Below are 24,211 nucleotides of genomic sequence, written 5' to 3' on the forward strand. Positions count from 1 at the left end.
GCCTTGACGCATCACGTCACAATACCGAAAGGATTTTGTCATCTTGGGTAGGTAAGGCTGCAATTCGTCGTGACGTTCGCTCCGGACGCTGGGTTCAAGATCGCGGAGGGAACCAGCGGTAGGCGGGTCCTAACTTTCGGCACCTTCGACCTGTTCCACATCGGCCATTTGCGCATTCTGCAGCGTGCGCGTGCGCTGGGCGGATGGATGGCGGTCGGCGTGTCGTCCGACGAGCTGAACTACGCCAAGAAGCGTATCCTTCCTCATTTCTCCTACGACGAACGGGCTGCGATCGTTGGCGCGCTGCGCGACGTGGATGTCGTCTTCAAAGAGGAGTCGCTCGATCTCAAGCGCGATTACCTGATTCATCACCGGGCGGACATGCTCGTCATGGGGCATGACTGGGAAGGGCGTTTCGACGAGTTCAGCGACATCGTCGAAGTGTGTTACCTGCCGAGGACGCCGTCCATCTCTACGACCAGCCTTGTCGCGCGCATCCGCTCGGCGGGTGAAGCCGTTTCCGCCTGACGCAGCGAAGCCGAACGGCGATGACCAGCGTTGAGACCTTGCCAGGCGTGATCTGGGTGACCGGCTTTTCGGGTGCAGGCAAGAGCACGGTGGCGGCTGAAGTATGGCAGCTTCTGGACCAGAGCGGCGCTAAGGGGATCCTGCTCGACGGGGACGAGCTTCGCGACATCTACGGAAAGCCCTACGGTTACGAGCGCGGCGATCGCGTGGCACTGGGATACGTCAATTTCACGCTGTGCCGTTACCTTGCGGCGCAGGGCTGCACTGTCGTGATCGCCGCAGCCGGCATGTACGAGGAAATCTTGGATTGGAACCGGGCACACATTCCCAACTTCATCCAGGTGTATCTGCGCGTGTCGGACACGGAGCGTCGCGAGAGGGACGCGCGCACCAAGAAAGTTTACGGCGAGATCAACAATCTGGACAAGCTTTACGACGAGCCTGCGACCGCCGATCTGACAATTGAGAACGCCGGGAAACTGTCGCCGGTCGAAGCCGCGGAGCAGATCCTGGACTTCTATCGTGCGAAGGCGGCGCCTGCGCCCCGGGCGGTACTGCCGCCGTTCTGGGAGGAGCACTACGCGCAGGACGTGCCCAACGTGCCCTCCGATCTGGCGCAATCGCTTGCCGAAAGCTTCGGGCCCGCCGGTCGCCTCATCGAAATCGGATGCGGGCGCGGCGCAGATGCCGCCTTCTTCGCAGAACGCGGCTGGCAGGTCGTCGCCGTCGACAGTTCGGATACCGCCATATCCATCTGCCGCGCCGCCGCGGCGCAATCCTCCGTGGACTTCCGCATCGGCACCATCGCGGACGTCGCCGACGAGTTCCGCGGCACTGCCGATCTGGTCCTCTGCAGAAATGTGCTGGATGCGCTGACGGTCGCCGAGGAGGCGGAGCTTCTGCGCGACGTAAGAGCGGTGCTGCGCCCTGGCGGCAAACTGGCGATCGAATGCGCCTCGATCCTCGATCTGGCACATCGGCAGGGCAAGGCGATCGGGCCGGGCGAACGGCTTCAGGACCGTTACCGACGCTTCCAGAGCGAAACGGCGGTCCGCAGCGCGATCAGGCGAGCGGGGCTCGAGGTGCTCTCGACCAGCCACGTGGAGGTCCCGCGCGGGGCTAATGCGCCAACACAAGTCCTGATCCGGGTGATCGCCGGGCTGCCGGCGTGAGCACGGCTGCCCTGATCATCGGATATGGCGCGTTCGGCCGCGCGCTATACCACGCACTTCGCGCCAAGGCGTCGCTGTCCGTTGCCGTGTATCTGCGCACACCCACGGCCGAAATGGATTGCCGGGATGCGGATGCGATCTATCACGATCTACCCGCTATCCCGGTGGGCCGTTTCAGCCATGTACTGGTCGCGGTGCCGAGTTATGCCGTGCGATCGACGGTCGGAGCGCTTGCGCTGCGGCGCGATGGTAGCGATCCGGTCTTTATATCCTGCGCCAAGGGCATCGATCTCGAAAGCGGCCAGTTCCCGTCGGAGATGCTGGCGGACCTGACCGGATCGGATCGGATCGGCGCACTTTCCGGGCCTTCCTTCACTGACGAGATGGTAGCGGGCAAGCGGACGCTGGTGTCGGTCGCAACGCCGGATCTCGGGATGGCGAAGGACGTCGCCCGCCAGCTTTCGACCGACAATTTCCGGCTGCGCCCCACCGATGACGTGCATGGCCTGGAACTGCTGAGCGTCGCCAAAAACATCATCGCGCTGGGCGCCGGTCTGATCGATGGCCTGAAACTGGGCGAGAATTTCCGAGCCGCCTTCGTGGCCCAGGGCGTGTTCGAGCTGGCGGACCTGCTTCCCCGGCTCGGCGGGAACGCCGATACGCTGCACAGCATCGGTGGTCTCGGAGACATCCTGCTGACCTGCGTATCCGCGCGATCCCGCAACTACCGAATGGGCCTCGCCATAGGGTCAGGCGAAAGCGCGGCCGGAATCATGTCCGAGGGGTTGAACTCCGCTACCTCCTTCGTGCGCTACCTGGAGCGCAAGGGGGTGTATTCCACCTATTTCGAAAGTGTCGCCGACGCGATCGACGCGCCTGCCGGCATCATCAATATCCTGAACAATCACGCGGCCTGACCCACACGGAAAGATCCGACCATGGCGAAACCCAAGCGCAAGAAGAAACCGGCTGCCCCGGCGGAGGAGGTCTACTTCCCCATCGCTCTCCGGAATGTTCCGGCGGAGATCGCGATCGGGGATGAACGGATCATCTTCCACGGCGTCAACAAGAGCGGTTCGGGCATGATCACCGAAGTGCTCTATAAAGCCTATATGAAGGAGGGGAAGGAGGATCAAATCTTCTCCTTCTACCAAGGAAAACCCGCAAGCTCGAAGGGGTTGCGCGAGGCGATCGCCACGTCGGAAAGCGGCAAACGCATCTTGTTCGTGGATCATTACCTGTTCGGCAGCGGCGTGACCAAGCAAGTCGACTGCACCTTCGTGTCGCAGTTCCGGTACCCGCTGCCGCGCGTCGTCTCCTGCTACTTTTGGCTGAAGAAGCGTCATGCGCAGGCGAAGCGGGAGGATCCGTTTCCCTCGCTGGACGAATGGGTGCGTTCGACGGGCGGCAAGGGACATAGCCAGATCGCGCAATTCGGGCTCGGCTTCACGCCGAGCCGGGCGGAGCGGCTCAAGAAGACCACACCGGAGCAGCTATTCGAGAAATCCCTCGAAAATATCGAGAAGCACGTGCGATGGTTCGGCATCGCCGAGCATTTCGAGGAGTCCATCTTCGTCATGGCTCATCTTTGCGGGCTGCAAGCGGTGCCGGCCTGGCGGAAGGACAACCGCAACAAGAGCCGCACGCCCATCGATGAACTTGAGCCGGAGACGGTTGCCCTGATCAAGGACGTCTTCGCCTACGACTTCAAGCTCTACGACCATGTGCTCGGCATCTTCAAGTCGCGGATTGCCGGCATAGACTTCGGAGACAGTTTCCAGGCGTATCGCGAAGCCTGCGCCGACCAGTACAAGGATCGCGTCCTCCTCTGATTTCTTGGGGCGGATCGACATTCGGCTCTGCCAGCCGCCTCCGGTCGCAAACCCGTTTGCTCGCGACAGCCACTATCCATTCCGTGCTCGATCGAAGGCCGAGCGCAAATGGATCCTGATTTTCGTCGGGACGAGATGGCGCCCGCCCGGCGTTCGATCATCTTGAATGACCATGCGCAGTAGCGCTGTCATCGATCTGTCTCCGGCCGCTGGGATAGTGCCGGCGTTATGCGTATCGCCGTCATCATGATGCAACGGGACGAAAGCGATCTGCTTCATCCCTGGATCACCTATCACTCCGCCCTGCTTGGCCCCGAGAACCTCGTCATCATCGACAACGGCTCGATCGAGTCCGCGGCGCTCGCCAGGCTCGATCAGGCCAGATCGGAAGGCGTCCGCGTCATCAGCGCGCCGACGCGCGCCGACTTCAAGCGCAAGGGGCCGCTCGTCCAGAACATCGGCCGCGCGCTTTCCGAAACGCACGACTGGATCGTGCCGCTCGACTGCGACGAGTTTCTCGGCACCTTCGACAAGGATCGCTTCGTCGCCGGGCGGGATGAACTGGAGCGCGCGTTCCGATCGGCGGCGCGCAAGGGTGCCGTCGCGCGCGTTACCCACGCGTTCTGGAACCTGCCCGGGCAGACCGGGCTCTACTACAACAAGATACACAAGGTGGCGTTCAAGCCGCAGGCGCCAATCAAGCTCGACAAAGGCTTTCACCTTTTTGACGGCAAGTCGAAGAGCAGCCTTGTGCCGGAGGGTTTGGAGACCGCATCCAGGATTTGCTACCTCCACTATCACAATCGTCACGCCGCCGAGCTTCTGAAGTCGGCAAGGTACAAGCTGGAAGGGCAGGTTCCCGATTTCAGGCGCCGTACGCTGATCGATTTCAAGGGCTCCGGGCGCCATGTCGCACGGTACTTCATGTCCGAACCGGAGACCTATCACCGCAAGCTGAAGCCGGCGACCTGGGATGCGGCCGCGGTTTTCGAGGACGTCGGCCTCGTCCCCCCTTTTCCGACGCGGCGGCCCCGCTCAGCGAGGAGGAGCTTCGGCGCCTGCGGGATCCGGTGAATCTCAGCCGTTTCGAGGAGGAGACCTGCCTTTCCCGGTCAGAACTGCGGCTCCTCTACCACCACCTCTTCAATGCGGAGCGGTATTTCGAAACGGGTTCGACCGGCACTGCGCGGCTCGCCTGCGAGGCCGGGGTGGGGAAGATCGTGGCGGTCGATACCGACGTGGACCGATGCCACGAACAGATTAGCCAGGGCGCGCTCCTGAAATACATCCACTGCAATCGCCTGGAGGTGCGGCATGTCGACATTGGTGAAACATGCGAGCTTGGCTATCCGGTAAACCCGCCCGCGCGGCACCGGGTCGAGCGTCTGGTCGATCAGCCGCGCGACATCGGCTTCGACCTCGCGCTCATCTCCGGCCGCTTCCGCGTGGCGACGGCCGCCGCGGCTTATTTCGGCGCACGTGAAGGAGGTCTGGTCGCCATTCGCGATTTCGCGGGTCGGCCGGAATATCACGCGCTCCGCGAGATCTTCCAGCCGGTGGCCGAGGTCGAGAAGCTCACCTTGTTCGAACGGCGGCCGGGCGACCGCTCGATGACGGCCCTGCGCCTGAGGGACGAACATCTGAGTGATCCGCGATAGACCGCAGAGCCGAACCGCACACCCCACAGCGTGAGCAAGAAGCGGCTCTCGCCTGGCGTGAAGCGACATGCGGAAGATCAACCGAGCGGTTGCAGTCGCGTCCGTCAGCTGTCTGGCGGCGGTGACGCTACCAAGGTCCGGATGTCCGTCCGGATTAGAGGATCAAATCCGCCTGGTGCAGCGTGATCTTCCCCGTAAGATCGATCTGGAAGTCAGCCTTGCCGTCGCCGTTCACGTCCCCGAAGATGCTCGTCAGATTGCCGACTGTTACTGCACGAAGTTCGCCTGCATGTTTCCCGAACGCATTGCCGCTGATAAAGTCGAACTTCTGATCACCCTTTGCCTTTGTATCGGCGTCGATGAAGCTGAGGTCGATCCGGTCCTTGTCCTTGCTGGAGAAGTCGGTGATCAGATCCGCCGCAGCGGCCTTTCCGGTCTTGACCTTGCTGTCCGTAATCGCCGCGAAGCCGAACGTGTCCGCGCCCGAGCCGCCGGTCAGCTTGTCCGCGCCGGCCCCGCCCCAGAGCTTGTCCGCGCCCTTTCCTCCGCTCAGGGCATCCGCCTTCGCGCCGCCGAAGATCATGTCCGCCTTGTCGCCGCCGCGCACCGTCGCGCCGATCCGGTCTTCGATATGCAGGACCTGTTCGCGCGTGCTCGCCAACTGAACAGTGCGCGCACCGTCCAGCAGGAGCTCGGCGCCGCCCTTCGGCGCGCCGATATCTAGTTTGACTGGTGAGGCCTTCGTGCTGTCGCCGACCATCATTTCCAGCGACTTGCCCGTCGCCTGGCTCAGGATGGCGTCGGTGAAGTCGATCTTGACGTTGCCTTTGATATTGCTGAGGTCGAGCGCCTCGACGCTCGTGAATTTGCCGAAGCTCGCTGTCGTGGCGGTAAGAAACCCTGCCTTGACCTGAAGAACGTCGTACCCCGCGCCGCCGATCACTGCCGCCTTCTTGGTGAGGATGCCCGCCGTCGTGGACCAAAAATCCGCTCCATCCGTGCCGACCACGATCCCTACGCTGCTGTCGAAGTTGAAAGTCTTCTCAGCGCCTGTTCCCGTCTCGAACTTGAAATTGGCGGAAGTCAGCTTGGACTTACTCACGTTGTTGAGGGTGATTGTTCCGGCGTTGCCGAGATCGACGATCGTCGCCTTGCCCGACTGGGTCAGCTTCATCTCGCCGAAGCTCTTGATAGCATAGCCTTTCAGCGCGATAACGTCGCCGCCCTTCCCGGCCTTGAAGTCCCCGATGACGTCGTTCCCGTCCCCGGGATTGAAGATAAACCTGTCGGTCCCGGCGCCGCCGATCAGCCGGTCTGCGCTCAGACCGCCGACGATGGTGTCGTTGCCCTTGCCGCCCGTTAGCTGATCGCCGCCGGCCGCGCCGTCGAGATATCCGCCGGCCGCGATGGCGTAGAGCTTGTCCTCGCGGCTGCCACCGACCGCGTATTTCGCGGTGATGCTGTTCGCGTCCAGCGTGGATTTGGGATGGATCGGGAAGAGGCCAGGTGACAGCGCCCGCCACTCCTCCGTGCTGTTCCCATACTCCAGAACCTGCTTGTTCAGGATGATGGTGTTGCGGGAGTCCGCGCTGCCGTGGAAGTTGATATCCCGGTTGGTGAAGTCGACCTGGACCTTGTTATAATGTTCGGCACTGAAGCTCGACGTTATGACGCCGTGGCGAACGTCCTTCATCGTGACGTGCGTGAACGTGTTGGAGAACGCCTCGCTTAGATACAGTCCGTAACCGTCGCCCGAATCCTTATTGTGCGCGCCGTTCGCCGTCAGCTTGTCGCCAATGACTTCGAACGTCCGCTGGAACTTGAATGGGATAGACCGGGCCTGGTCGACGGTCACGTCGGTGACGGTCGAGTTGCGAACCTGGTCGAACTCGACCGTCGCGACGCCGTTCCACGCCTCGTTCTCGTTGATGAACGCGTTAGGATTGGCCTTTTTGCCGTCGGTCGTAAATGTCAGGCCGGAGATGCCGACGTTCTCTAGCATCTCCATCTTGTAGACGACCGCCTTATCGGCCGTGAACGTATAGGGAAGCTTCTGCGAAATCGTCAGCGTGTTGCCGCTGATCGCGGTGACTTCCACGATCGCTTCGCGCAACCAGTTATTGATGTCGTGCTGCCCGCCGGCCCCGAACTTCAGCCCTGTATTACCGCTAGTTTTGAGGAAGGCGTCGTCATTGTCCTGGCCGATGTAGATCATGTCCCCGACCTTGAGGTCGCCGACCGAGTTCAGCGTGATCTTGGTGGCATCGACCGTCGCGGTCGCATCCAGCGTGTCCACCCGCTCTTTGAACGCAGTGGAGGTGACGAGCAGCGCGCCGTCGTTCGAGTTCTTCGGCAGAGTAGAATGGATGATCGTCTGCCCGCTACCCGCACCCTTCAGAGTGATGTCGCCGCGAGTGATCTCCAGCTGCTCGTCCCAGTAGTAATGCCCCTTTGCAAGGATGATCTTGGCCCCCGCCGGCGCATCGTCCACCAGCGCCTGGACCGAGGCGATGCTGGCGCCCGCCGATACCTTGAACAGCAGCGGATCCTGGCCCTTGAACAGGAACTGGTCCGCCTTCAGGTCCGACTTCTCGATGCCTTTGAGCAGGATGGTGGTGTCGGCGCCGATCTTAATCTGCGCGCCGTCTGGCGTGTCGGTGATCTTCAGGCCCGACATGCCGGTCACGCCGACGCCACGCAAATCGATACGTTCGATCCGCGCGGTCAGGTCAAAGTCGGTGATGGTCGTGGCGCCACCCTTGACCTCCAGCACCAGCTGGTCGCCGCCGGCGCCACCGGCGACGGTGTCATTGCCTGCGCCGAAGCGGATGGTGTCGCCGCCCGCACCGCCCACGATCTTGTCGTCACCAAGTCCGCCGGTCAGCAGATCACGCCCGTCGCCGCCGTTCAGTACGTCATTGCCGTCCCCCCCGGCCAGCGTGTCGTCGCCCGCGTCACCCGCCAGGTTGTCGTTCCCGGCCTCTCCCGAAAGATCGTCGTTCTCCTCGCCGCCGGCCAAGGTGTCGCGGCCCGCACCGCCGCTAAGGATATCGTCGGCGCGATCGCCGGCGACTTTGTCGTTGCCGCTGCCTCCCCGGATAACCTCCATGCCCTCTCCGCCGGAGACGTTGAAGTCGAACCCGTCGGCGAGCGTGAACTCCTGCAGGCCGAAATTGCGCACCGACACATCGCCGCTGCCTTCGAGCACGATGGTGCCGAAGCCGTTGGCGAGCTGTGTGTCGACGGTGAGGTCCGTCGCGCCATAGACGATGTCGAGCCGGTCGCCCTCTGCCTGGTCCACCAGCCGCTTGTCGATATGGATCTCGCTCTTGCCGGTCGATCCGGAGACGTCGATGCGCTCGATCGAGGTCAGGCCGGCAACCACCTTTTCCGATAGCCCGACATTCGCCCCCTGAACGCGCAGGATGTCGTAGCCGGCGCCGCCGTTCAGCTTGTCGCTGCCGCTCAGCTTGGTGCGATCCCCCGACAGGTCGAAGATGTCGTTGCCGCTGGTGCCGGTACGGTTGTCGGCGGCGGCGGTGATCGAGAAGAGGGGATCGGCCGAAAGCACGCTCGCCAGCGCCCGGAGCGCATTGCCGGCGAAGACGAAATCCCGCTCGTTCACGCTGGCGGCGCTGATCCCCTTCAGCGTCACCGTGGCAGCCCCCGCCGTCACGACCGTGTTTGCGCCGCTCTGGACGATCGACAAGTCGTCGAAGCTCGCCACGCCGGCCACCCCGCGCAGGTCGATGACTTCATGCGCGTCGCCGATTGCGAAGTCGGTGATGGTCAGGTCCTCGCCATCCGCCAGGACGAAGGCGTCGGATCCCGCGCCCCCGGACACGATGTCGTCGCCCGGGCCGGCGCTGATTAGATCGTACCCGGTCCCGCCAAGCAGGGAATCGTCGCCGGCCGCCCCGGTCAGGACGTCATGCCCACTGCCACCGTCCAGCGTGTCGTCGCCCGCGCCGCCACTCAGTTCGTCGTCGCCCGTAAAGCCCTTCAGGGCGTCGTCGCCGGTGCCACCGGACAGATAGTCCTCGTAGCTGGCATCCCCGGCATTGATCCTGCCGTCCACGTCGTCGGCCACGGTGATATGCTGACCGCCGAAGTTGCGGAGGGTGACGAGACCGGTGCCGTCCAGTATGACCTTGCCGGCATCGCCGACATCCGCCGTGTTCAGGGTCATCTTGTTCGCGCCGAAACGAACGGTGAGGGTGCCGCTCGCCTGTCCGACCGTCCGGTCATCGAGCTCAAGGGCGATCTTCGTGGTTGCGGCCGTGACATCGATGACTTCGATCGAGTTGAGACCCTTGAGGAGGTTCGCGCTCAGATTGGCCTCGTCATTGCGGACCTGGAAGGTGTCGTTGCCGGCACCGCCGTTGATCGTGTCCGATCCGCTCAGGCGCGTCGAATTCCCTTCGAGGTAGACGATGTCGTTTTCCGCGCCGCCGTCGAATTTCTCTACCTTCGCTTCAAGACGATAAACAGTCATCCATCCCCACCCGTATTTCGGCGCCATCTACCAGAACGCTAAGCAGCACTCACGTTAATTTAGTGTAAAATCATGCTGCAGCGAGCGGGGAGCATCCTGATTTAACGCCCGAAACAAGGAGGCCCATCAGGGTACTGCGACTTTCCCGCCCTTCGTCCACGGCAGGTCGAAATACGGGTTCGGTATCAACCAGTCCCCGCCGTAGCGCAGGCGCAGATGCGTCTGTGGGTCGCCGGGCGCGGCGAGGCGCTGGCCCTCCAGCTCGACGGTTCCCAGCGGCACGATCGCGCTCTTCGGGACGGTGCGGAGCTCCAGCGCCTGCATGTGCATGGTCAGCTCGCCTGGCACCTGCTCGAACGCGGGCCATATGTCGAAGACGACCGGCAAGCCGGGGAACTGGGTATGCAGCAGCTTGGTCTTCGAGAATTTGGTTGGGAAGCCCAGAGCTGTCAGGCGCGCGGCGAGCATCTTCAGCTCCGCGACGACCTCCTCGGCATTGCTCGCTTTTGACAGATAGGAGATGTCTACATCGTCGTCATGCCGGATGAACTGCCCATCCCGCACAGCGCCGAGCAAGGTGCCGTAGTTGATGAATGCGGGAAAGCCGATCTGTTCAACAGCCCTGATGATCTCGGCGGTCTTCGCCGCCGCCTGGCGCCGATGGCTCACCAGCCATGAGGGTGACATGCCGTGCTTGCGCAGCATGATAGGGACGGCGTCCCGCTGTCCCCCGAACGCGACGAACAATTCGCTCAGCTCTTGCTCGAGGGCGGCAACCGTCATCGAGCGCAGCATCCGACGGAAGATCTTCATCATCTTGAGCGGGGCCAAGGCGCCGCCCAGCATCCTGCTGGCGAGATACATCGCGGCCGCGCGCCGTTCGGCGGGCTCACCATAGCTCTTGTCCGCGCCCCGCCAGATCAGCGCCCGGATGAGGAGCGACGCGCCCTGAAGGCCGCCCATCTGCAGCATGGCGTCGGCGTCCAGAGACAGTTCGTTCAGCCGTTCCAGCGCTTCCCGCCTGCCGGCACGCAAAGCAGCGAAATCCGCCGTACCGCTGTCCAGCACTCCGCTGATGTTAGCCACCTGCCGTTCAAGCGCCTCAAGGAAGCGATCAAGGGCGGCGGAGCCGACATGCACCTGCCGACCCTCCAGGATCGCGGCACGGAGATTTGATATTTGTTCACGGAAACGAGCGCCCGAGACAAAGGCGAAAGTACCCCGCTTGCCGTCTACGTCCTCCCAGGATCCGCAGAGGTCGTAGGTCGCTTCACCCGGCGGTCCGTACTGGATGTTCAGGCCCACCTGCGACACGCGGGTCGGCTGATCGAAATCGACACGCCAGAACGGCCTGTCGACGCTCTCGGTCCGGAAGATCTTGCCGGAGAGGAGGTTGGCCGCCGTTCCGCGGACGAGAGGCGACGAAGAGAAGGATGCGGCGCTGGCGGTGCCGGCGGGCAGCTTGATCCGGACGTCCCGCAGCATCAGCTCGCCATGACGTTCCAGTGACAGCTCGAACCACTTCACGCGGCAGCCGACGGGAACGCGGCCCCCGTTCAGATAGGAGAGTTCAGGCAAGGCTTCCCCGGCCAGCCGGAGCAGGAACTCGGAATCCAATGCAGTAACTCGCGCCCGATCAAAGAGACTTAGTTGGCCTCTTACACGAACCTGTCACCGCGTCACGGCCTCTCTTCAGGCCGCCAGTCGCTCCTCGAGCCCTCGCAAATCCGCAGCCAGGGACCGGAGCAGCATCGCGGAACGGGCGGAGGTGGAGACGATGGCGTAGGACCCCGATCCTTCGTCCTCGCAGGTGAAGCTCTGGCCGTTCGTCAAGATCTGCAAGCATCCGAAGCCATCGTCGACAATCGTCCCGTTCCGCGCCTCAAGCGCGGCGAGAATGGCGTGATGGTCCTCGGCGGCATAATCCAGCGAGACCCGCCCGCCGAGCAGCTCGACGACCTCCACCTCGGGGCATTGCATGTCCTTCAACCTCTGCCTCATGAGTCACTCTATCGCAGGCGGGGGTGACCGTTCCGTGACAGAGTGATGACCGTGATGCTACCGGGCGCTCACGCGGCGGCAGGCCGGGAAGGAGAATTCGTGTTCGACGACGCCACGATGCCTAAGGCCTCGCCCATCCACTTCCGGCTCGACAAGGGCGGGAACTACGCGCTCGTCCAGGCGACGATCTTCGGCCAGGTGCGCGCGGCTCTGGGCGGCACGCCATGCAGTGAAGGCTTCGCCCGCCGGAGCGATGCCTTCAACTTCTCCCTTTTCATCGGAACGCAGGCAGACGCCCTGATGTCGCATGGGGTTGCGGACAAGAACTACCTGCTGCGCAGCGCCAAGGGGCGTCCGCTTCTCCACAACTTCCGCCATGTGTTCGTGCCCGGCCGGTGGAGCGCGGAGCGCCTGCAGCGCAGCCCCGGTCTCGACTTCAGGGGCGGCATTCACGTCGTGGGCTGGCCGCGGTTGGACGCGCTGATCGCGATGCAGAATGCGGTTCCGCAGAAGGATGTCGGCGGCCGCCCGAAGGTCCTCTGGGCGCCAACCCACGATCTTGGTGGCTTCGGCGGAAAGGGGGAGGGGATGTCTTCCTTCCCCGCGTTCGAGCGGCACCTGGAGGCGCTGGGTGAGATCGCTGAGGTGACCGTCTCGCTCCACCCGCGCAACCGGCGGGACAAGAAGCCCACGCAGGAGAAGCTTGTCGAATGCGACATCCTGATCTCCGACACGGGCACGATGGTCTACGAGGCCTGGGCATTGGGTAAGCCGGTGATTTTCCCGCGCTGGCTGCTGGAGGACCGGGTCGAGCAGGCGCTCATGCCCGAAACGGCCGAGCGGCACATCTTCGACGAACGAATCGGACTTCATCCGCGGTCCTTCGACGAACTCGCGGACATGGTCCACGCGCGCCCGGCGCTGGACCAGCGGACGCGTGACTTCCTGTACAGCTATCTGGATCCCGCTCTTCTCGGGCGAAGCAGCGCTCGGATCGCGGATCTCCTCCGTTCTTTGTCTTGTCCCGGCGGGGCGCCAAAGTTGACGGTTGCCTAACGGCACTTTGCCGAAGAGAATAAAACAATGGTCCGCGCCGAAGATGTCACCGTAATCATCCCGGCTTTCAACGTCGCCGAGTACCTGCACGACGCCTTGCGGTCGGTCATGGACAACGGCGGCGCGCGATCCCGGCTGATCGTGGTGGATGACGGTTCTACCGACGGCACGTTGGGGGTCGCTCTCGAATTTCGGGTGAAGCACGCCGATATGGTCGTCGTCACGCTGCCCAATGCCGGCCAGGGCGCTGCCCGCAACCTTGGAATGCGTTTGGCGCGCACAAGCCACCTGATGTTCGTCGATGCCGATGATCTGATCGCGCCGAATGGCCTGACCGCGCTGTTCGAAGCCGCCGACCCTGACGACGATATCACCTTCAGCAACCGCCGCCGCTTCAGCGATGACGCCAGTGTCCGGCTCCGCGACAGGGCGCATTACAGTCGCCAATCGCGCGTGCCGGTGACAGATCTCCCCTCAGTTCATATCATGGCCGTTCACGGCAAGCTGTTCCGGCGCGACTTCCTGACGGGCAAAGGGATCGTCTTCCCGGAGGGGATGGACTGGGAAGACCTGCCGTTCTCTACGGAGACGCTGCTCCACGCTGACCGCGTCTCCTCGATCAAGGATGTGACCTATCTCTGGCGCGTCCGCGCGGGGGACAATCGATCGACCATGCAGAAGCTGCTGACCCCTCGTAACCTGGCCGGTAGAATGCGGCAGATCGAGATGACTCTCGCGATCGAAGCTTCGCCGGAGTGGCGCGCGCGGTTCGGCAAGTCATGGCGCAAGCGCGAGTTCGGGACCCGCATGGCGATGCATCTGCGCGCAATGCTGACGGCTGACGAAATAACCACGCGTCGTGCCTTCGGGATATTACGGCCGTTCGTCCTCGCACATTGGAATGTGATCGAACGGACGGTGCCAGCCAAGCGCCGCCATCTGTACGATGCGCTGAAAGCGGGTGACCTGACGCTGTTCCTGGCGAACCGGAGAGATCCGCTCGCGTCGCTTGCGCCGTCGTCAGCATCCGAGCCGGTGGTACAGCCCGCGCAGCCGATCCGCACGATGACGCCGTCCCGCGCCGCGACGAGGGGAATCCTGCCGAACCTTTATGTACGCGTGGCGCTCGCTGTCGGTGCCGCCGCGTCCGCTGGCGCCGCGGCGCTCACCGATCTTCTCGACTTCAGCGAGTGGCTGGAGCTTGCATTCAGCTAGGAAGTGGAGGCCCGAGCCGGAATCGAACCGGCGTGCAAGGATTTGCAGTCCTCTGCGTAACCACTCCGCCATCGGGCCAACGTCGCAGCGAGGGAGCGTTTGCTGAGGTTTGCGGCCGGGGTCAATCGATGTTTGCGGCGGGGACTGAAAACTCTTCCGCGTGATCGAGGTTGCGTCGGCTGGGGGGAGAAGAGGAGTGGGATCACCGCCCCGCCAGCCAGATCGTGTGGGTCGGGCCCTTGCCGTTCTGGCGAGCGCGGACCTTTACCTCCTCGACGTCGAAGCCCGCGCCGCGCAGGCGCTTAGTGAAGGCAGGGTCGGGGGCGGCGGACCAGATCGCTAGGGTGCCGTTGGGCCGGAGGGCGGCGCGGGCGGTAGCGAGGCCGCGGTTCGAATAGAGCGCGTCGTTGTCGGCGCGGGTAAGGCCGTCCGGGCCGTTGTCGACGTCGAGAAGCATCGCATCCCATTGCGCAGGGCCGGCGGCGATGACCTCGCCCACATCGCCGATCGCGATGGTGACGCGCGGGTCGTCGAGGCAGCCAGCGGCGAGGTGCGCCATTGGGCCGCGTGCCCAGTCGATCACCTCGGGCACCAGTTCCGCCACGGTGATCCGGGCGCCGGGGCCGAGCCGGGCGAGGAGCGCGCGCAGGGTGAAACCCATGCCATAGCCGCCGACGAGGATGCGAGGCGCCTTGTTCACGCCCAGCCGGTCGCAGGCGAGCGTGGCGAGCGCCTCCTCCGATCCGCTCATCCGGCTGCTCATCAACTCGTCGCGTTCGAGGACGATCATGAAGTCCGCGTTCCGGCGATAGAGGCTGAGGGTGCCGCCGCCGGGGACCTGGGCCGAGGCGATGAGTTCGCGGGGGATCATGGGCGGGGTGCTCTATGGACCCATGATGCAGACATCCGACGCCGTTCGCCCTGAGCTTGTCGAAGCCTGTTCTGAGCGCCTGCCTCGGGCAGGCAGTCGAAGCGGGCCAGCACCGAAGGTCGCGCTGGGGCTTCGACGGGCTCAGCCCGAACGGGGTTGCGGGTACGCCTGATAGCGTTCGGAAAAGGTGCCCCGTCGATCGGGGACAATGCGCCAAGCGCGCCACCCTGGGGCCGACCCCGGGGGGCAGGCCGCAGCCGTATCAACGGCCCTTAACGCGGGCCTTCCGCGCGGCGTAGCGGGCGTCGCGGGCTGCCTTCATCTCGGCGGCGGTGGGAAGCTTCGGACGCGCGGCCTCGGCCGCGAGGCGAGCCTCTTCGGCGAGACGCTCGGCCTCTTCCTCGGCGAGGCGGGCGGCCTCGGCCTTGGCAGCCTTCTCGGCCTCGATCGCGGCCTGCTTGGCGGCGCGCTTCTCGGCCTCGGCGGCTTCCTTCGCCTCGCGCGCGGCGACGCGGGCGGCGACGATCTCCGGATCGACCGGCGGCTTGGCGCGCAGCTTTTCCAGCGCCTTCTGCTTGGCGGCGCGGGCGGCGGCCTGGCGTTCGTTCAGATCGGGGGCCTTGAATGCGGGCATGCTGTCTCCGTAACCGGCGGCGTTCCTGATGAACGCGCGGGCGGCCCCCATAGCCGCATCGGCCGCTTCGGGCAAAGCAAAGCCGGTCATCGCGCGTTTCGCCGCTGCTTTCGCCAGACAAGCGAACGGGCGTTCAGTTGAATCAGGTCTCCGTTTCCGTCGAGAACCGCCTCGCCCAGGTGCAGCGCGCGGAGGAGAAGCGCACTGTCAGCAGCCGCATAGGCAGGCCGACCCGAGATGTGATCGTACCAGCACCCGCCGCAGGCATTGTCGAGCAGGATGCGCTGGAAGCAATGGTCGGCAGACACGGGCCAGTCGCGCGCTGCCGCCTCGGCCGGGAGGCGCTTGCGCGTCAGTTCCAGCCAGCTTCGTTCGAGGCTGGCCCAATCGTGCTTCTCCATTCGAACCGAACGCACAAGAAAGCCCGGCCGCTCCAGGAAGCGACCGGGCCGTCTGCTTCGTATCCCCGCTCAGGCGAGGATGACGATCGGTTTACAGGACGAAGTCGAGCGCGAGCAGCTTGTCGGGCGTGGTGACGTACAGCTTGAAGTCGGCCGCGCCGTCGCCGTTCAGATCGCCCTCGACATACTGGTTGGCGCCGGCCGTCACGCTGCGGAGTTCACCCGCGACGTTGTGGAAGGCGGAACCACCGATGAAGGCGAAGGCGTTATCGCCGCCGCCCGTCACCGCATCGATGCCGGACAGGTCGATCTTGTCGCCCTGACCGCGAACGAAGTCGGTGATCTTCCCGTAACCGTTGTTCACGGCGGACTGGCCGAACACGAACTTGTCGGCGCCGAGACCGCCGGTCAGCGTGTCGAGACCGCCGCCGCCCGCCAGCGTGTCACCGGCGCTGCCGCCGATGATCAGGTTGGCGAAGTTCGACCCGGCGACCGAGAGCTCGCCGAGGGCCGAGGTGCCGTCGACATTCTCGAAGCCCCAGACCGACTGGCCCACGACCTGGGTGGTCGAGAACTTCGACAGGTCGATCGTCAGCGCCGAGTTGACGACCAGCGTGTCCGTGCCGGTGCCGCCGGTGATGGTGTAATCGATAGCATCATAGGTGATGCGGTCGTTCCCGGCATCGCCGTAAAGCGAGTCGCGACCCGTGCCGCCGTCGATGACATCGTTGCCGCCATTTCCATGCACAACGTCAGTGCCGCCGCCCGCCGACAGGATATCGGCAGCAGCACCACCCGAGATCGTGTTGTTGTACTGCGATCCCGTGACGGTGACGGAGACTGTGGACGCCGAAGCATCGACATTCTCGAACCCGAACACCGACTTGCCCGCGACCTGGGTGGTCGAGAACTGGCCGAGGTCGACGTTCGCCGCCGTCTTGACGACCAGGGTGTCGACGCCCGCACCGCCCTGCACCGTGCTGTCCGCCGCGTCATAGACGACCTGGTCGTTGCCTTCGCCGCCGAGCACGACGTCGCGGCCCTCACGCCCGTCGATATAGTCGTTGCCGACATTGCCGGTGATGACGTTGTCCGCCGCGTTGCCGAGCAGCACGTCGTTGCCGGAGCCGCCGGTCGCTTTCTCGATCACCACGCCGTTGGCGATGGTGTAGCCGCCCCAGATCCCGTCGACGAAGGAGACCACGCCACCGCCGGTGGGCGAGTAGTCGAGCGTCGCCGCGATCAGATCGATGCGGGCATCCTTGCTGCCCGAATACTTGATCTCGTCATATCCGCCGGTGTCCCAGATCGTCTCGTAATAGGTGCCGGTCGCCTGCACGTCCTTCAGCGTGTAGACATTGCTGCCGGTCGCATAGGCGTGGACGCCGTAACGCTCCTGCAGCTTGGCGATATCGAAGGCGCTGAGCGTGCCCGACCAGCCGTTGCCGATCTGCGCTCGGGTGAACGGCGTACCACCATCCGGATGCGTCTCCCAGGCGTCGTTGTACGACATGACCGTGTAGACGCCCTGGTTGAGGTCGAAGATGCCGAGCGAACCGGTGGCACCGGTAACGCCGACCATCACGTCCGACCCGCCGCCATTGTCGTGCGGGTGGGCCAGGCCGTGGGCATGGCCGAATTCATGCAGCATAACCGCATAGGCATAGCCGCCCTGCTGCAGGCTCGGCTGGATGCCGTTCTCTTCCAGGCTCCAGCCGCCCGAATCGACGTTGAACGCGCCGATGCCCTGCTGCGTGCCGTAGCTCGGATCGCGCGGGTAGAAGTAGGCGCCGTACTCCTCCGAGGTGGTGGTGATCACGCGGAAGGTGGCGTTCGTCGCGCTGGTCGTCTCGACATAGGTGATGCCGGTAATCTTGGTATATTCCTTCAACGCGTCAAGCAGCTGCTGCTTCTCGTAGGAGTTCCAGCCGTAGGACTCGAGCGGCGAGGTCCCGTCGTCCGCCAGCTCGCCGAAGTTCTCGCCCTCGACCGCAAAGTAGACGGTGGCGACATTGTTGTTGGTGGGGATGTTCGCCGCGTTGACCCAGTCGATCGAATCGAGCGGATCGAGCGAGGTGAAATCGATTTCCTGCGTCTCGAGCGTATAGCCGCCGGTCTGGCCGGCATAGGCGGCGACGTCGATGTAGTAGGTGCCGCTCTTGGTCGCGTAGAAGCTGAGGCCGGAGCTGATGTCGCTCGGATAATTGTTGTCGTCGTTGAGGAGCAGGCGATTGCCGTCGGAATCGTAGAGGATCATGACGGTGTCGAGCTCACCCGCCGGCACGTCGGCGGCGTCCGTCTCGTAATCGGCACCACCCGCTACCTGGAAGGTGTAGTACTTGCCGGCTTCAAGGGTGATCTTGAAGGTGTCGACTTCACCGAGGCCGGTGTAGACTGTGCCGGCCTGACTGTCGATGAAGCTGAACACGGTGTCGCCCGCGGTGATCAGCTGCGCATCGACGAACGTGTCGGCGATGTCGGCCTGGCTGCTCTCCTGAGTCACGTCGACGGTATAGGCGCCGATGCCGCCGCCGAAATCGAGCGCGTCGATATAGTAGACACCGGTATAGTCGGCCGTGAAGGTCAGGAACGAGTTGATGCCGACGCCGCCGTCATCGTCATAGTTCACCAGCGTCCCGGCCTGATTGTACAGGATCAGCAGCGGATCGGTCATGCCGTTGACCGGCGCGCTGTGCAGCGAGATCGAATAGGTCTGACCCGCCGTCACGTTCAGGACGAGGAGATCGTCGTCATCCGGGGTCTGGATCTCACCGGTGTAGGTGACGCCGGGGGTCACCGTGTCGAAATCCTCGACATCGTCGGCCAGGGTGCTGGCCGTCGCGGCGATCAGATTGTCGGCGACCGTGTAGTCGGTGAGGAAGGAGGAAATTGCGGACGGCTTCCACGCGTAGGTGTAGTCGGCGCAGACGGAAAACTTGGCAGGCGCTACGAAGCTGCGGCTCATTGGGAAGTCCCCTCTGATGTTATCGGCGAACGGAATCACCCAGGGAGGGCGTTCATCCGTCGTTAACCCGTTCGAGCACGGTAACGAGCGGCTTTCAATGGCGAAATTTCACAAACAGAAACAATCCGCGTACACTGGCAAATATTCAGGAGGTCGAAAATGGTTGCAATCGCGAAACAATCATTCGGCTTGCTCTGTGCCCTGCTGGTGGCCGGCGAGGCGCGGAGTGCGCCGTACAAACCGCTCCCCGGAGAGCCGCCGCGGACTGCTGTCGACCACGATCCCCCCGGCCGGACCGGCCTGCCCTATGCGCGCGACCGCAGTTTTGCGACACTGGATGAATATCTCGCCTTTCGCGAGAAGCAGGGCGCGATCGACCTGCCCTGGTACAGGGAGGTCTCGCCCGGCGTCTACGAACTGCAGACCCGCCGCCTTCCCCCGCCGGAGAAGACCCGCTTCACCCGCGCGGAACTGGCGGCGAAGTTCGGCTTCAAGGAGTAGCCGGGAACCGTCTCCGCCCGCACCGGTTCACCCGCGCGCAACAGGAGGGTTCTCGCGATGGCGGTCTTCAACAAGGATATGGTCGAACTGGCGATCAAGAACAGCTTCTTCCAGAAAGAAGTCTACCTCGATTCGCGTGTCCAGATCGTGCTGATGAGCCTGAAGCCCGGCGAGGACATCGGCGAGGAGACCCACAATGCCGACCAGACCACCTTCTTCGTCGCGGGCGAGGGACAGGCGGTGGTCGACGGCAGCCGGACCAAGGTGGGTGCGAACCGGATGATCGTCATTCCCAAAGGCGCCAAGCACAACATCATCAACAAGGGCACGACGCCGCTGAAGCTTTTCAGCGTCTACGCCCCGCCGGCCGAGGAGCCGGGCGTCAAGCACAAGACCAAGGCCGAGGCCGAAGCGGCGGAGGAGGGCGTGGTCGCGAAGGTGGTGAAGAAGGTGAAGAAGGCGGCGGGGAAGGACGAGTAGGCGGCGAGCGGTTTTCCGACGCGGCAAGCACCGCCCTCTTATCCGACCGGGTGACCTGCTCAACGCGGCTGGTTGATCAAGCGGCGTGTTTGCCGTCCGCGAACCGGTTCAGGATCCACCCTTCCGCCTCGCGCCAGTCGTCGATGCGGACATGGGCGGCGGGCGCGGCGGGGACGACAGCGGCGACGTCGGGCTCTCCGATCATGTGGACGCGCCACACCTCGGGCGCGTCCTCCGCCACCGAGCGGTGGTGTCCGGCGAGATCGTCAACGAACACGGCGACGCTCGGCTGGTACTCCGCGAGCAGTCGCTTGACCGGCGGACCCTTGCCGCCCTGGTTGCAGATCACCCGGTGATGAACGCCCAGGGTTGCGAGCTGGTCGATCCGGCGGAAGCGGCAATCCTCGGTCAGGTTCGTGAGGACGACGATGTCCGCGACCTCTCCTATCGCCGCCAGCGCATCGCCGGCATGGGGGATCATCGTCTGACGGTGCATTTCCGTGCCGAAGAAGCTGTCGAACAGCGGCCAGATCTCGCCATGGGCGAGCACTGAGCCATCGGCGCGCTTGAAGGCGTCGACGAAGTCGGGACGGGTGATCTCCAGCGCGATCTCATGCTCGTCGTTCAGCCAGGAGGAAAAGTGGCTGATCATGTGCAGCAGCACTTCGTCGCAATCGGTGATCAGGAGCGGGCGGCTCACGCGGAAAGGCTCCTTGCGGTGGCGACGATATCGGCGGGCTTCTGGCCGATCGCCTCGGCACAGGCAATCAGGTCGGGCTCGTGCGCTTCGAGGAACTCCAGGACGGCCGCGAGCACCGCAGGCTCGGTCACGCGGGAACGGAGATCGTCCGGCGTCAGGCCGGTAAGCGCGAGCAGGCGTTCGGCCCGGCGATCATCCGATATGGTCCAGGCCAGTGCACTTAGTGCAGTTGTAACCCTTTCCTGATCTGGTTCGTTCATGTTGGCCCGTCTATAATGCCGCGAGGCTGAGTATCGGAGCTGCAGTGACCAAGCGTGTGCTCGTTGTCGAGGACAACGAACTGAACCTTAAGCTGTTCTGCGACTTGTTGCGCGCACACGGCTATGAAACCGAACCCGTCCGCGATGGTCGCGAGGCGTTCGATCGCGCGCGTGCATTCAATCCAGACCTAGTGGTGATGGACATCTCGCTGCCGCATGTCAGCGGGCTGGACCTGATCCGCACGTTCAAGGCCGATGCGGAGCTGAAGGCCGTGCCGATCATGGCTGTGACGGCCTATGCGGCAAAGGGCGATGAGGAGAGCATCCGCGCGGCGGGGGCCGAGGCCTATGTCTCGAAGCCGATCTCGGTCGCGCGGTTCGTCAGCGCGGTGGCGGCTCTGGCCGATCCCGCCTGAGGTGAGGGGGCGCCCGATGGCGGGCGCCGCCTAGCGCTTACTTGATCTTGGCTTCCTTGAACTCGACGTGCTTGCGCACGACGGGATCGTACTTGCTGAACGACAGCTTCTCGGTCTGGGTACGCGGGTTCTTCTTGGTGACGTAGAAGAAACCGGTATCGGCGGTGGACACGAGCTTGATCTTGACGGTGGTCGGCTTGGCCATGACCGGAAACCCTTCGAAGCGAATCTGCAGAAATGACAAGAGCGGCGTCGCCGCCGCTCCCGAACGGCGGCGGCAATGGCCGCACGCCGCCGAATTGTCAAGCCGGCTCTTGGGTCCGGACGGCGGCGCGGCGAGCCTCACGGCACAGGCGGTTGAGTTCCCGGCGGATACCGGCACCGCGCAGGTGCATGTCGGCGGCCTCGTACCCCTCCTTGCGAAGCTTCTGTTCGATACCGCTGGTGCTCGGCAGCTCGCCGGAGCGGGCCAGTTCGTAAGCGCGTTCGAAGAGCGTTTTCATGCACTCTATAACGCCCATGCAACGATTGCCGTCAATAACATGAAGCAAGGTGCCCAAGAAAGGGCATCTCCTTCTTTGATCCCCGTCGCCCATTGGGATCGCCTGCGTAATAAATGAGTAGATCTTCAACCATGTAATAAATTGTCAGTGCTGTTGAAGCGTGTCATGTATCTGCGTAGTCGCGCCGCAACATTGACAGGAGTATTGTAGCGTGGGGCAACGTGTTTTGGGAAGCTTCGTTAAAGGAAGCTGGACGGACGGGATGACGACCTTCATCGTCGACGTTGATAACGACTTCGAGACGGTCCGCGTCGAAATGATGGGCGAGGACATATGGCTGCTGGCGCAGGATGATGCCGCACAGGCCGGTCTCCAGCACCGGCCTGTGCTGAGCGGCGAGATGATCCTTGCCATAGCCGATGTGGTGATGAAGTCGCGACTGCCCGCCTGAACTCAGGTCTCGGCGCAGGAGGTCGCGAACCGCTCAACCAGCCATGACGCCGCAGGGCCGGGCGGTGTGTCGCGCCGCCAGACGGCGGCGAGCGGATAGGCGAGGCTCGGCTGGTCGGGCATGGCGAGGCGGACGAGCGTCCCCGCCATCAGATCGCCCTCGATCATCGGCAGCGGCATGTTGCCCCAGCCGACCCCCTCTCGAAGCAGCTGATGCTTCGCGCCGAGATCGGCGAGGCGCCAGGTGCGTGGGCTCATCACCGAGAAGTCGCGCCCTTTGGTCAGCGGCGAGCGGTCGGTCAGCACCAACTGCACATGATCCTTTCCCGCACCCGGCGGGATCGTCTCCAGCCGGGCGAGCGGGTGGTCGGGCGCGGCCACCGGGAGCAGCTCCACCGAAGCGATCGAGCGGCAGTCGATGCCCGGCATTTCGGAGGCGAGCGGCCCGCTGATGGCGATCACCGCCTTGCGGTCCAGCACCTGCGCAGTCACCGCGCCCAAGGCCTCGATGCTGAGGCGAAGGGCGACCGTCGGATATTCGCGCGCGAAGGCCCTAAGCACCGCGCCGAGCGCGGCAGAGGGGAACATGACATCGACCGCGAGGCAGATTTCCGCTTCCAGCCCGTCCAGCAGGCCCTTCACCTTGGCGCGGAGATTGTCGATCCCCTGCGCAACCCCACGCGCCTCGGCGAGCACCGCCTGACCCGCCACCGTCAGCTGCGGCTTGCGCGTGCCCTCCCGATCGAACAGCGACAGGCCGAGCTGCGCCTCCAGATTGGCGATGCCGTAGCTGATGACCGACACTGCCCGGTTCAGCTTGCGTCCGGCCGCCGCGAAGCTGCCGGTCTCGACCACCGCCAGGAAGACGCGCAGCTGGTCGAAAGTCGGGGTGCCGGGAGTGGACATTCCTAATTCCTCGAACGAACGGCTCAGTTTTATCCGGCTGAACGGAGAAGTCGAGCCGACGTATATCCGCCTCAACGAAGCGCCAGGTGGAGGCAGACGATGCAGGCTCATCTCGACAGCGACCCTAAGCTGACCACGACAGAGTGGCAGGCGGTGTCGATCGCGATCAAGGATGCAGCCGGCTTCGGCTGCGCCGGCGCGCCGAAGACCGGCCCGATCGGCCGCCTCTACACCGCGCTGACCGGCAACCAGCCGCCGCGCCCGCTGGCCGACCCCCGGCTGGAGGCGATCCGCCGCTTCGGGTGCGCGACCCGGCGTCGCCTGACCGGCCCGGAACATGCCGACGCGCTGCGCCGCGTGGGCTTCAACGATCGGCAGGTCGCGGCGCTCGGCCTCCTCTTCGCGTGATATCTTGGACAAGGAATCAACAATGATCGACATTCGACCCTTCGCCAGCCTTGGCGGCGAGAGCCACGGCTGGCTCGATGCCAAGCACCACTTCTCCTTCGCGAACTACCATGATCCGAAGCGGGTCCACTGGGGCGACCTGCGGGTCTGGAACGACGACACGATCGCGCCGAAGAGCGGCTTTCCGCCGCACCCGCATCGCGACATGGAGATCATCACCTATGTCCGCGAAGGGGCGATCACGCATCAGGACAATCTCGGCAACAAGGGCCGGACGGAGGCCGGCGACGTGCAGGTCATGTCGGCGGGCACAGGCGTCGCCCATTCGGAATACAATATGGAGGACGTGGCCACCCGCATCTTCCAGATCTGGATCATCCCGACCGAGACCGGCGGTGCACCAAGCTGGGGCGCCAAGCCCTTCCCCAAGGGTGACCGCGCCGGGCAATTCGTGGTGCTGGCGAGCGGCTTCGCCGATGACAACGACGCGCTGCCCATCCGCACCAATGCGCGGGTGGTGGGCGCCACGCTGAAGGCGGGTGAGACGGCGGAATATCCGCTCGGCCACGACCGTCGTGGCTACCTCGTGCCGGCGACTGGTGCGGTGACGATCGAGGACCAGCGGGTCAATGCCCGCGACGGTGCCGCGATCAGCGATGTCGATGTCCTCCGCATCACCGCGATCGAGGACAGCGAGATCGTCCTCGTGGATGCGGCCTGAGCAAAGATGGCCGTCCGCGCATCTGCGGGCGGCCACCA

The 24,211-nt window shown here is 64.1% G+C and carries 26 protein-coding genes and 1 tRNA gene; 15 read left to right on the forward strand and 12 right to left on the reverse strand.

The features are described 5' to 3' along the window. Positions 1–69 precede the first annotated feature (69 nt). From ACM608_RS04215 to ACM608_RS04240, 6 genes are all read left to right on the forward strand, one after another. Positions 70–528, forward strand: coding sequence for an adenylyltransferase/cytidyltransferase family protein (locus ACM608_RS04215; RefSeq protein WP_419682013.1), 459 nt, complete (start codon positions 70–72; stop codon positions 526–528). 20 nt (positions 529–548) lie between these two features. Continuing rightward, positions 549–1,700 carry an adenylyl-sulfate kinase gene (locus ACM608_RS04220; RefSeq protein WP_419682014.1) on the forward strand — a complete coding sequence of 384 codons (1,152 nt, stop codon included), beginning with the start codon at positions 549–551 and terminating at the stop codon, positions 1,698–1,700. After that, positions 1,697–2,617, forward strand: coding sequence for an NAD(P)H-dependent glycerol-3-phosphate dehydrogenase (locus ACM608_RS04225; protein ID WP_419682015.1), 921 nt, complete (start codon positions 1,697–1,699; stop codon positions 2,615–2,617). Before ACM608_RS04220 ends, ACM608_RS04225 begins: the two co-directional genes overlap by 4 nt. 21 nt (positions 2,618–2,638) lie before the next feature. Beyond that, positions 2,639–3,532, forward strand: coding sequence for a hypothetical protein (locus ACM608_RS04230; protein ID WP_419682016.1), 894 nt, complete (start codon positions 2,639–2,641; stop codon positions 3,530–3,532). Between the two features lie 228 nt (positions 3,533–3,760). Next, positions 3,761–4,606 (forward strand): glycosyltransferase family 2 protein, encoded by an 846-nt coding sequence (locus ACM608_RS04235; protein ID WP_419682017.1) that lies wholly within the window; start codon positions 3,761–3,763, stop codon positions 4,604–4,606. Continuing rightward, positions 4,603–5,190, forward strand: a complete 588-nt coding sequence (locus ACM608_RS04240) for a hypothetical protein (protein WP_419682018.1) — start codon at positions 4,603–4,605, stop codon at positions 5,188–5,190. The genes ACM608_RS04235 and ACM608_RS04240 overlap by 4 nt, the downstream gene beginning before the upstream one ends. A 154-nt stretch (positions 5,191–5,344) precedes the next feature. On the opposite strand, the gene ACM608_RS04245 is transcribed toward ACM608_RS04240, so the two are convergent. From ACM608_RS04245 to ACM608_RS04255, 3 genes are all read right to left on the reverse strand, one after another. Beyond that, positions 5,345–9,685 (reverse strand): calcium-binding protein, encoded by a 4,341-nt coding sequence (locus tag ACM608_RS04245; RefSeq protein WP_419682019.1) that lies wholly within the window; start codon positions 9,683–9,685, stop codon positions 5,345–5,347. Between the two features lie 126 nt (positions 9,686–9,811). Then, positions 9,812–11,302, reverse strand: a complete 1,491-nt coding sequence (locus ACM608_RS04250) for a LicD family protein (protein ID WP_419682020.1) — start codon at positions 11,300–11,302, stop codon at positions 9,812–9,814. Positions 11,303–11,377: 75 nt separating this feature from the next. Continuing rightward, on the reverse strand, positions 11,378–11,686 hold the full coding sequence (locus ACM608_RS04255) for a hypothetical protein (RefSeq protein WP_419682021.1): 309 nt from the start codon (positions 11,684–11,686) through the stop codon (positions 11,378–11,380). Between the two features lie 99 nt (positions 11,687–11,785). Between ACM608_RS04255 and ACM608_RS04260 the strand changes: the two genes are divergently transcribed. Then, entirely contained in the window at positions 11,786–12,742 is a 957-nt protein-coding gene (locus tag ACM608_RS04260; protein WP_419682022.1) for a hypothetical protein, read from the forward strand. 27 nt (positions 12,743–12,769) lie between these two features. Beyond that, positions 12,770–13,957, forward strand: a complete 1,188-nt coding sequence (locus ACM608_RS04265; RefSeq protein WP_419682023.1) for a glycosyltransferase family 2 protein — start codon at positions 12,770–12,772, stop codon at positions 13,955–13,957. 4 nt (positions 13,958–13,961) lie between these two features. Here the strand turns inward: ACM608_RS04265 and ACM608_RS04270 are convergent. From ACM608_RS04270 to ACM608_RS04290, 5 genes are all read right to left on the reverse strand, one after another. Then, positions 13,962–14,035 (reverse strand) — tRNA-Cys (locus ACM608_RS04270). Positions 14,036–14,159: 124 nt separating this feature from the next. Beyond that, positions 14,160–14,828 (reverse strand): spermidine synthase, encoded by a 669-nt coding sequence (locus ACM608_RS04275; RefSeq protein WP_419682024.1) that lies wholly within the window; start codon positions 14,826–14,828, stop codon positions 14,160–14,162. A 262-nt stretch (positions 14,829–15,090) separates the two neighbouring features. Next, positions 15,091–15,462: a DUF6481 family protein gene (locus ACM608_RS04280; protein WP_419685092.1), complete on the reverse strand. Its 372-nt coding sequence runs from the start codon at positions 15,460–15,462 to the stop codon at positions 15,091–15,093. Between the two features lie 86 nt (positions 15,463–15,548). After that, the gene (locus tag ACM608_RS04285) at positions 15,549–15,863 is read right to left on the reverse strand and encodes a GCN5-related N-acetyltransferase (RefSeq protein ID WP_419682025.1); all 315 of its coding nucleotides are present in this window, start codon (positions 15,861–15,863) and stop codon (positions 15,549–15,551) included. A 91-nt stretch (positions 15,864–15,954) separates the two neighbouring features. Beyond that, positions 15,955–18,828, reverse strand: coding sequence for a M10 family metallopeptidase C-terminal domain-containing protein (locus ACM608_RS04290; protein ID WP_419682026.1), 2,874 nt, complete (start codon positions 18,826–18,828; stop codon positions 15,955–15,957). Between the two features lie 159 nt (positions 18,829–18,987). Between ACM608_RS04290 and ACM608_RS04295 the strand changes: the two genes are divergently transcribed. Together ACM608_RS04295 and ACM608_RS04300 are read left to right on the forward strand one after the other, a co-directional pair. Then, on the forward strand, positions 18,988–19,329 hold the full coding sequence (locus tag ACM608_RS04295) for a hypothetical protein (protein ID WP_419682027.1): 342 nt from the start codon (positions 18,988–18,990) through the stop codon (positions 19,327–19,329). Positions 19,330–19,386: 57 nt separating this feature from the next. Beyond that, a complete protein-coding gene (locus tag ACM608_RS04300; protein WP_419682028.1) occupies positions 19,387–19,809 on the forward strand; it encodes a cupin domain-containing protein in 423 nt (140 codons plus the stop codon). Between the two features lie 76 nt (positions 19,810–19,885). Here ACM608_RS04300 and ACM608_RS04305 read toward each other — a convergent pair whose 3' ends face one another. Together ACM608_RS04305 and ACM608_RS04310 are read right to left on the reverse strand one after the other, a co-directional pair. Next, positions 19,886–20,509: an HAD family hydrolase gene (locus ACM608_RS04305; RefSeq protein WP_419682029.1), complete on the reverse strand. Its 624-nt coding sequence runs from the start codon at positions 20,507–20,509 to the stop codon at positions 19,886–19,888. Then, entirely contained in the window at positions 20,506–20,769 is a 264-nt protein-coding gene (locus ACM608_RS04310) for a DUF3572 domain-containing protein (protein ID WP_419682030.1), read from the reverse strand. Before ACM608_RS04310 ends, ACM608_RS04305 begins: the two co-directional genes overlap by 4 nt. 44 nt (positions 20,770–20,813) lie before the next feature. On the opposite strand from ACM608_RS04310, the gene ACM608_RS04315 reads away from it, so the two are divergent. Further along, on the forward strand, positions 20,814–21,185 hold the full coding sequence (locus tag ACM608_RS04315; RefSeq protein WP_419682031.1) for a response regulator: 372 nt from the start codon (positions 20,814–20,816) through the stop codon (positions 21,183–21,185). Positions 21,186–21,222: 37 nt separating this feature from the next. Here the strand turns inward: ACM608_RS04315 and rpmG are convergent, their stop codons facing one another. Next, positions 21,223–21,390, reverse strand: coding sequence for a 50S ribosomal protein L33 (gene rpmG, locus ACM608_RS04320; protein WP_419682032.1), 168 nt, complete (start codon positions 21,388–21,390; stop codon positions 21,223–21,225). Here rpmG and ACM608_RS04325 point away from each other — a divergent pair. Next, positions 21,383–21,805 (forward strand): hypothetical protein, encoded by a 423-nt coding sequence (locus tag ACM608_RS04325; protein ID WP_419682033.1) that lies wholly within the window; start codon positions 21,383–21,385, stop codon positions 21,803–21,805. The genes rpmG and ACM608_RS04325 overlap by 8 nt on opposite strands. Positions 21,806–21,950: 145 nt before the next feature. Then, positions 21,951–22,139: a hypothetical protein gene (locus ACM608_RS04330; RefSeq protein WP_419682034.1), complete on the forward strand. Its 189-nt coding sequence runs from the start codon at positions 21,951–21,953 to the stop codon at positions 22,137–22,139. A 2-nt stretch (positions 22,140–22,141) separates the two neighbouring features. On the opposite strand, the gene ACM608_RS04335 is transcribed toward ACM608_RS04330, so the two are convergent. Next, positions 22,142–23,044, reverse strand: a complete 903-nt coding sequence (locus tag ACM608_RS04335) for a LysR family transcriptional regulator (protein ID WP_419682035.1) — start codon at positions 23,042–23,044, stop codon at positions 22,142–22,144. Between the two features lie 99 nt (positions 23,045–23,143). Between ACM608_RS04335 and ACM608_RS04340 the strand changes: the two genes are divergently transcribed. Both ACM608_RS04340 and ACM608_RS04345 read left to right on the forward strand, forming a co-directional pair. Continuing rightward, positions 23,144–23,452, forward strand: a complete 309-nt coding sequence (locus tag ACM608_RS04340) for a hypothetical protein (RefSeq protein ID WP_419682036.1) — start codon at positions 23,144–23,146, stop codon at positions 23,450–23,452. A gap of 22 nt (positions 23,453–23,474) precedes the next feature. Continuing rightward, complete coding sequence (locus ACM608_RS04345) at positions 23,475–24,173, forward strand: pirin family protein (RefSeq protein ID WP_419682037.1); 699 nt, start codon at positions 23,475–23,477, stop codon at positions 24,171–24,173. Positions 24,174–24,211: the final 38 nt, after the last annotated feature.

It is taken from the genome of Sphingomonas sp. ID0503 (genome assembly GCF_048565625.1).
Taxonomy (GTDB): Bacteria; Pseudomonadota; Alphaproteobacteria; order Sphingomonadales; family Sphingomonadaceae; genus JBLZUR01.

What these genes read in the sequence shown, in the direction of transcription:
- ACM608_RS04235 (WP_419682017.1), top strand. Translation starts at nt 3,761, where the DNA reads ATGCGTATCGCCGTCATCATGATGCAACGGGACGAAAGCGATCTGCTT.
- ACM608_RS04340 (WP_419682036.1), top strand. Translation starts at nt 23,144, where the DNA reads ATGCAGGCTCATCTCGACAGCGACCCTAAGCTGACCACGACAGAGTGG.
- ACM608_RS04245 (WP_419682019.1), bottom strand. Translation starts at nt 9,685, where the DNA reads ATGACTGTTTATCGTCTTGAAGCGAAGGTAGAGAAATTCGACGGCGGC.
- ACM608_RS04275 (WP_419682024.1), bottom strand. Translation starts at nt 14,828, where the DNA reads ATGATCCCCCGCGAACTCATCGCCTCGGCCCAGGTCCCCGGCGGCGGC.
- ACM608_RS04265 (WP_419682023.1), top strand. Translation starts at nt 12,770, where the DNA reads ATGGTCCGCGCCGAAGATGTCACCGTAATCATCCCGGCTTTCAACGTC.
- ACM608_RS04285 (WP_419682025.1), bottom strand. Translation starts at nt 15,863, where the DNA reads ATGGAGAAGCACGATTGGGCCAGCCTCGAACGAAGCTGGCTGGAACTG.
- ACM608_RS04335 (WP_419682035.1), bottom strand. Translation starts at nt 23,044, where the DNA reads ATGTCCACTCCCGGCACCCCGACTTTCGACCAGCTGCGCGTCTTCCTG.
- ACM608_RS04300 (WP_419682028.1), top strand. Translation starts at nt 19,387, where the DNA reads ATGGCGGTCTTCAACAAGGATATGGTCGAACTGGCGATCAAGAACAGC.
- ACM608_RS04255 (WP_419682021.1), bottom strand. Translation starts at nt 11,686, where the DNA reads ATGAGGCAGAGGTTGAAGGACATGCAATGCCCCGAGGTGGAGGTCGTC.
- ACM608_RS04280 (WP_419685092.1), bottom strand. Translation starts at nt 15,462, where the DNA reads ATGCCCGCATTCAAGGCCCCCGATCTGAACGAACGCCAGGCCGCCGCC.
- ACM608_RS04310 (WP_419682030.1), bottom strand. Translation starts at nt 20,769, where the DNA reads ATGAACGAACCAGATCAGGAAAGGGTTACAACTGCACTAAGTGCACTG.
- ACM608_RS04220 (WP_419682014.1), top strand. Translation starts at nt 549, where the DNA reads ATGACCAGCGTTGAGACCTTGCCAGGCGTGATCTGGGTGACCGGCTTT.
- ACM608_RS04290 (WP_419682026.1), bottom strand. Translation starts at nt 18,828, where the DNA reads ATGAGCCGCAGCTTCGTAGCGCCTGCCAAGTTTTCCGTCTGCGCCGAC.
- ACM608_RS04330 (WP_419682034.1), top strand. Translation starts at nt 21,951, where the DNA reads ATGACGACCTTCATCGTCGACGTTGATAACGACTTCGAGACGGTCCGC.
- ACM608_RS04230 (WP_419682016.1), top strand. Translation starts at nt 2,639, where the DNA reads ATGGCGAAACCCAAGCGCAAGAAGAAACCGGCTGCCCCGGCGGAGGAG.
- ACM608_RS04345 (WP_419682037.1), top strand. Translation starts at nt 23,475, where the DNA reads ATGATCGACATTCGACCCTTCGCCAGCCTTGGCGGCGAGAGCCACGGC.
- rpmG (WP_419682032.1), bottom strand. Translation starts at nt 21,390, where the DNA reads ATGGCCAAGCCGACCACCGTCAAGATCAAGCTCGTGTCCACCGCCGAT.
- ACM608_RS04295 (WP_419682027.1), top strand. Translation starts at nt 18,988, where the DNA reads ATGGTTGCAATCGCGAAACAATCATTCGGCTTGCTCTGTGCCCTGCTG.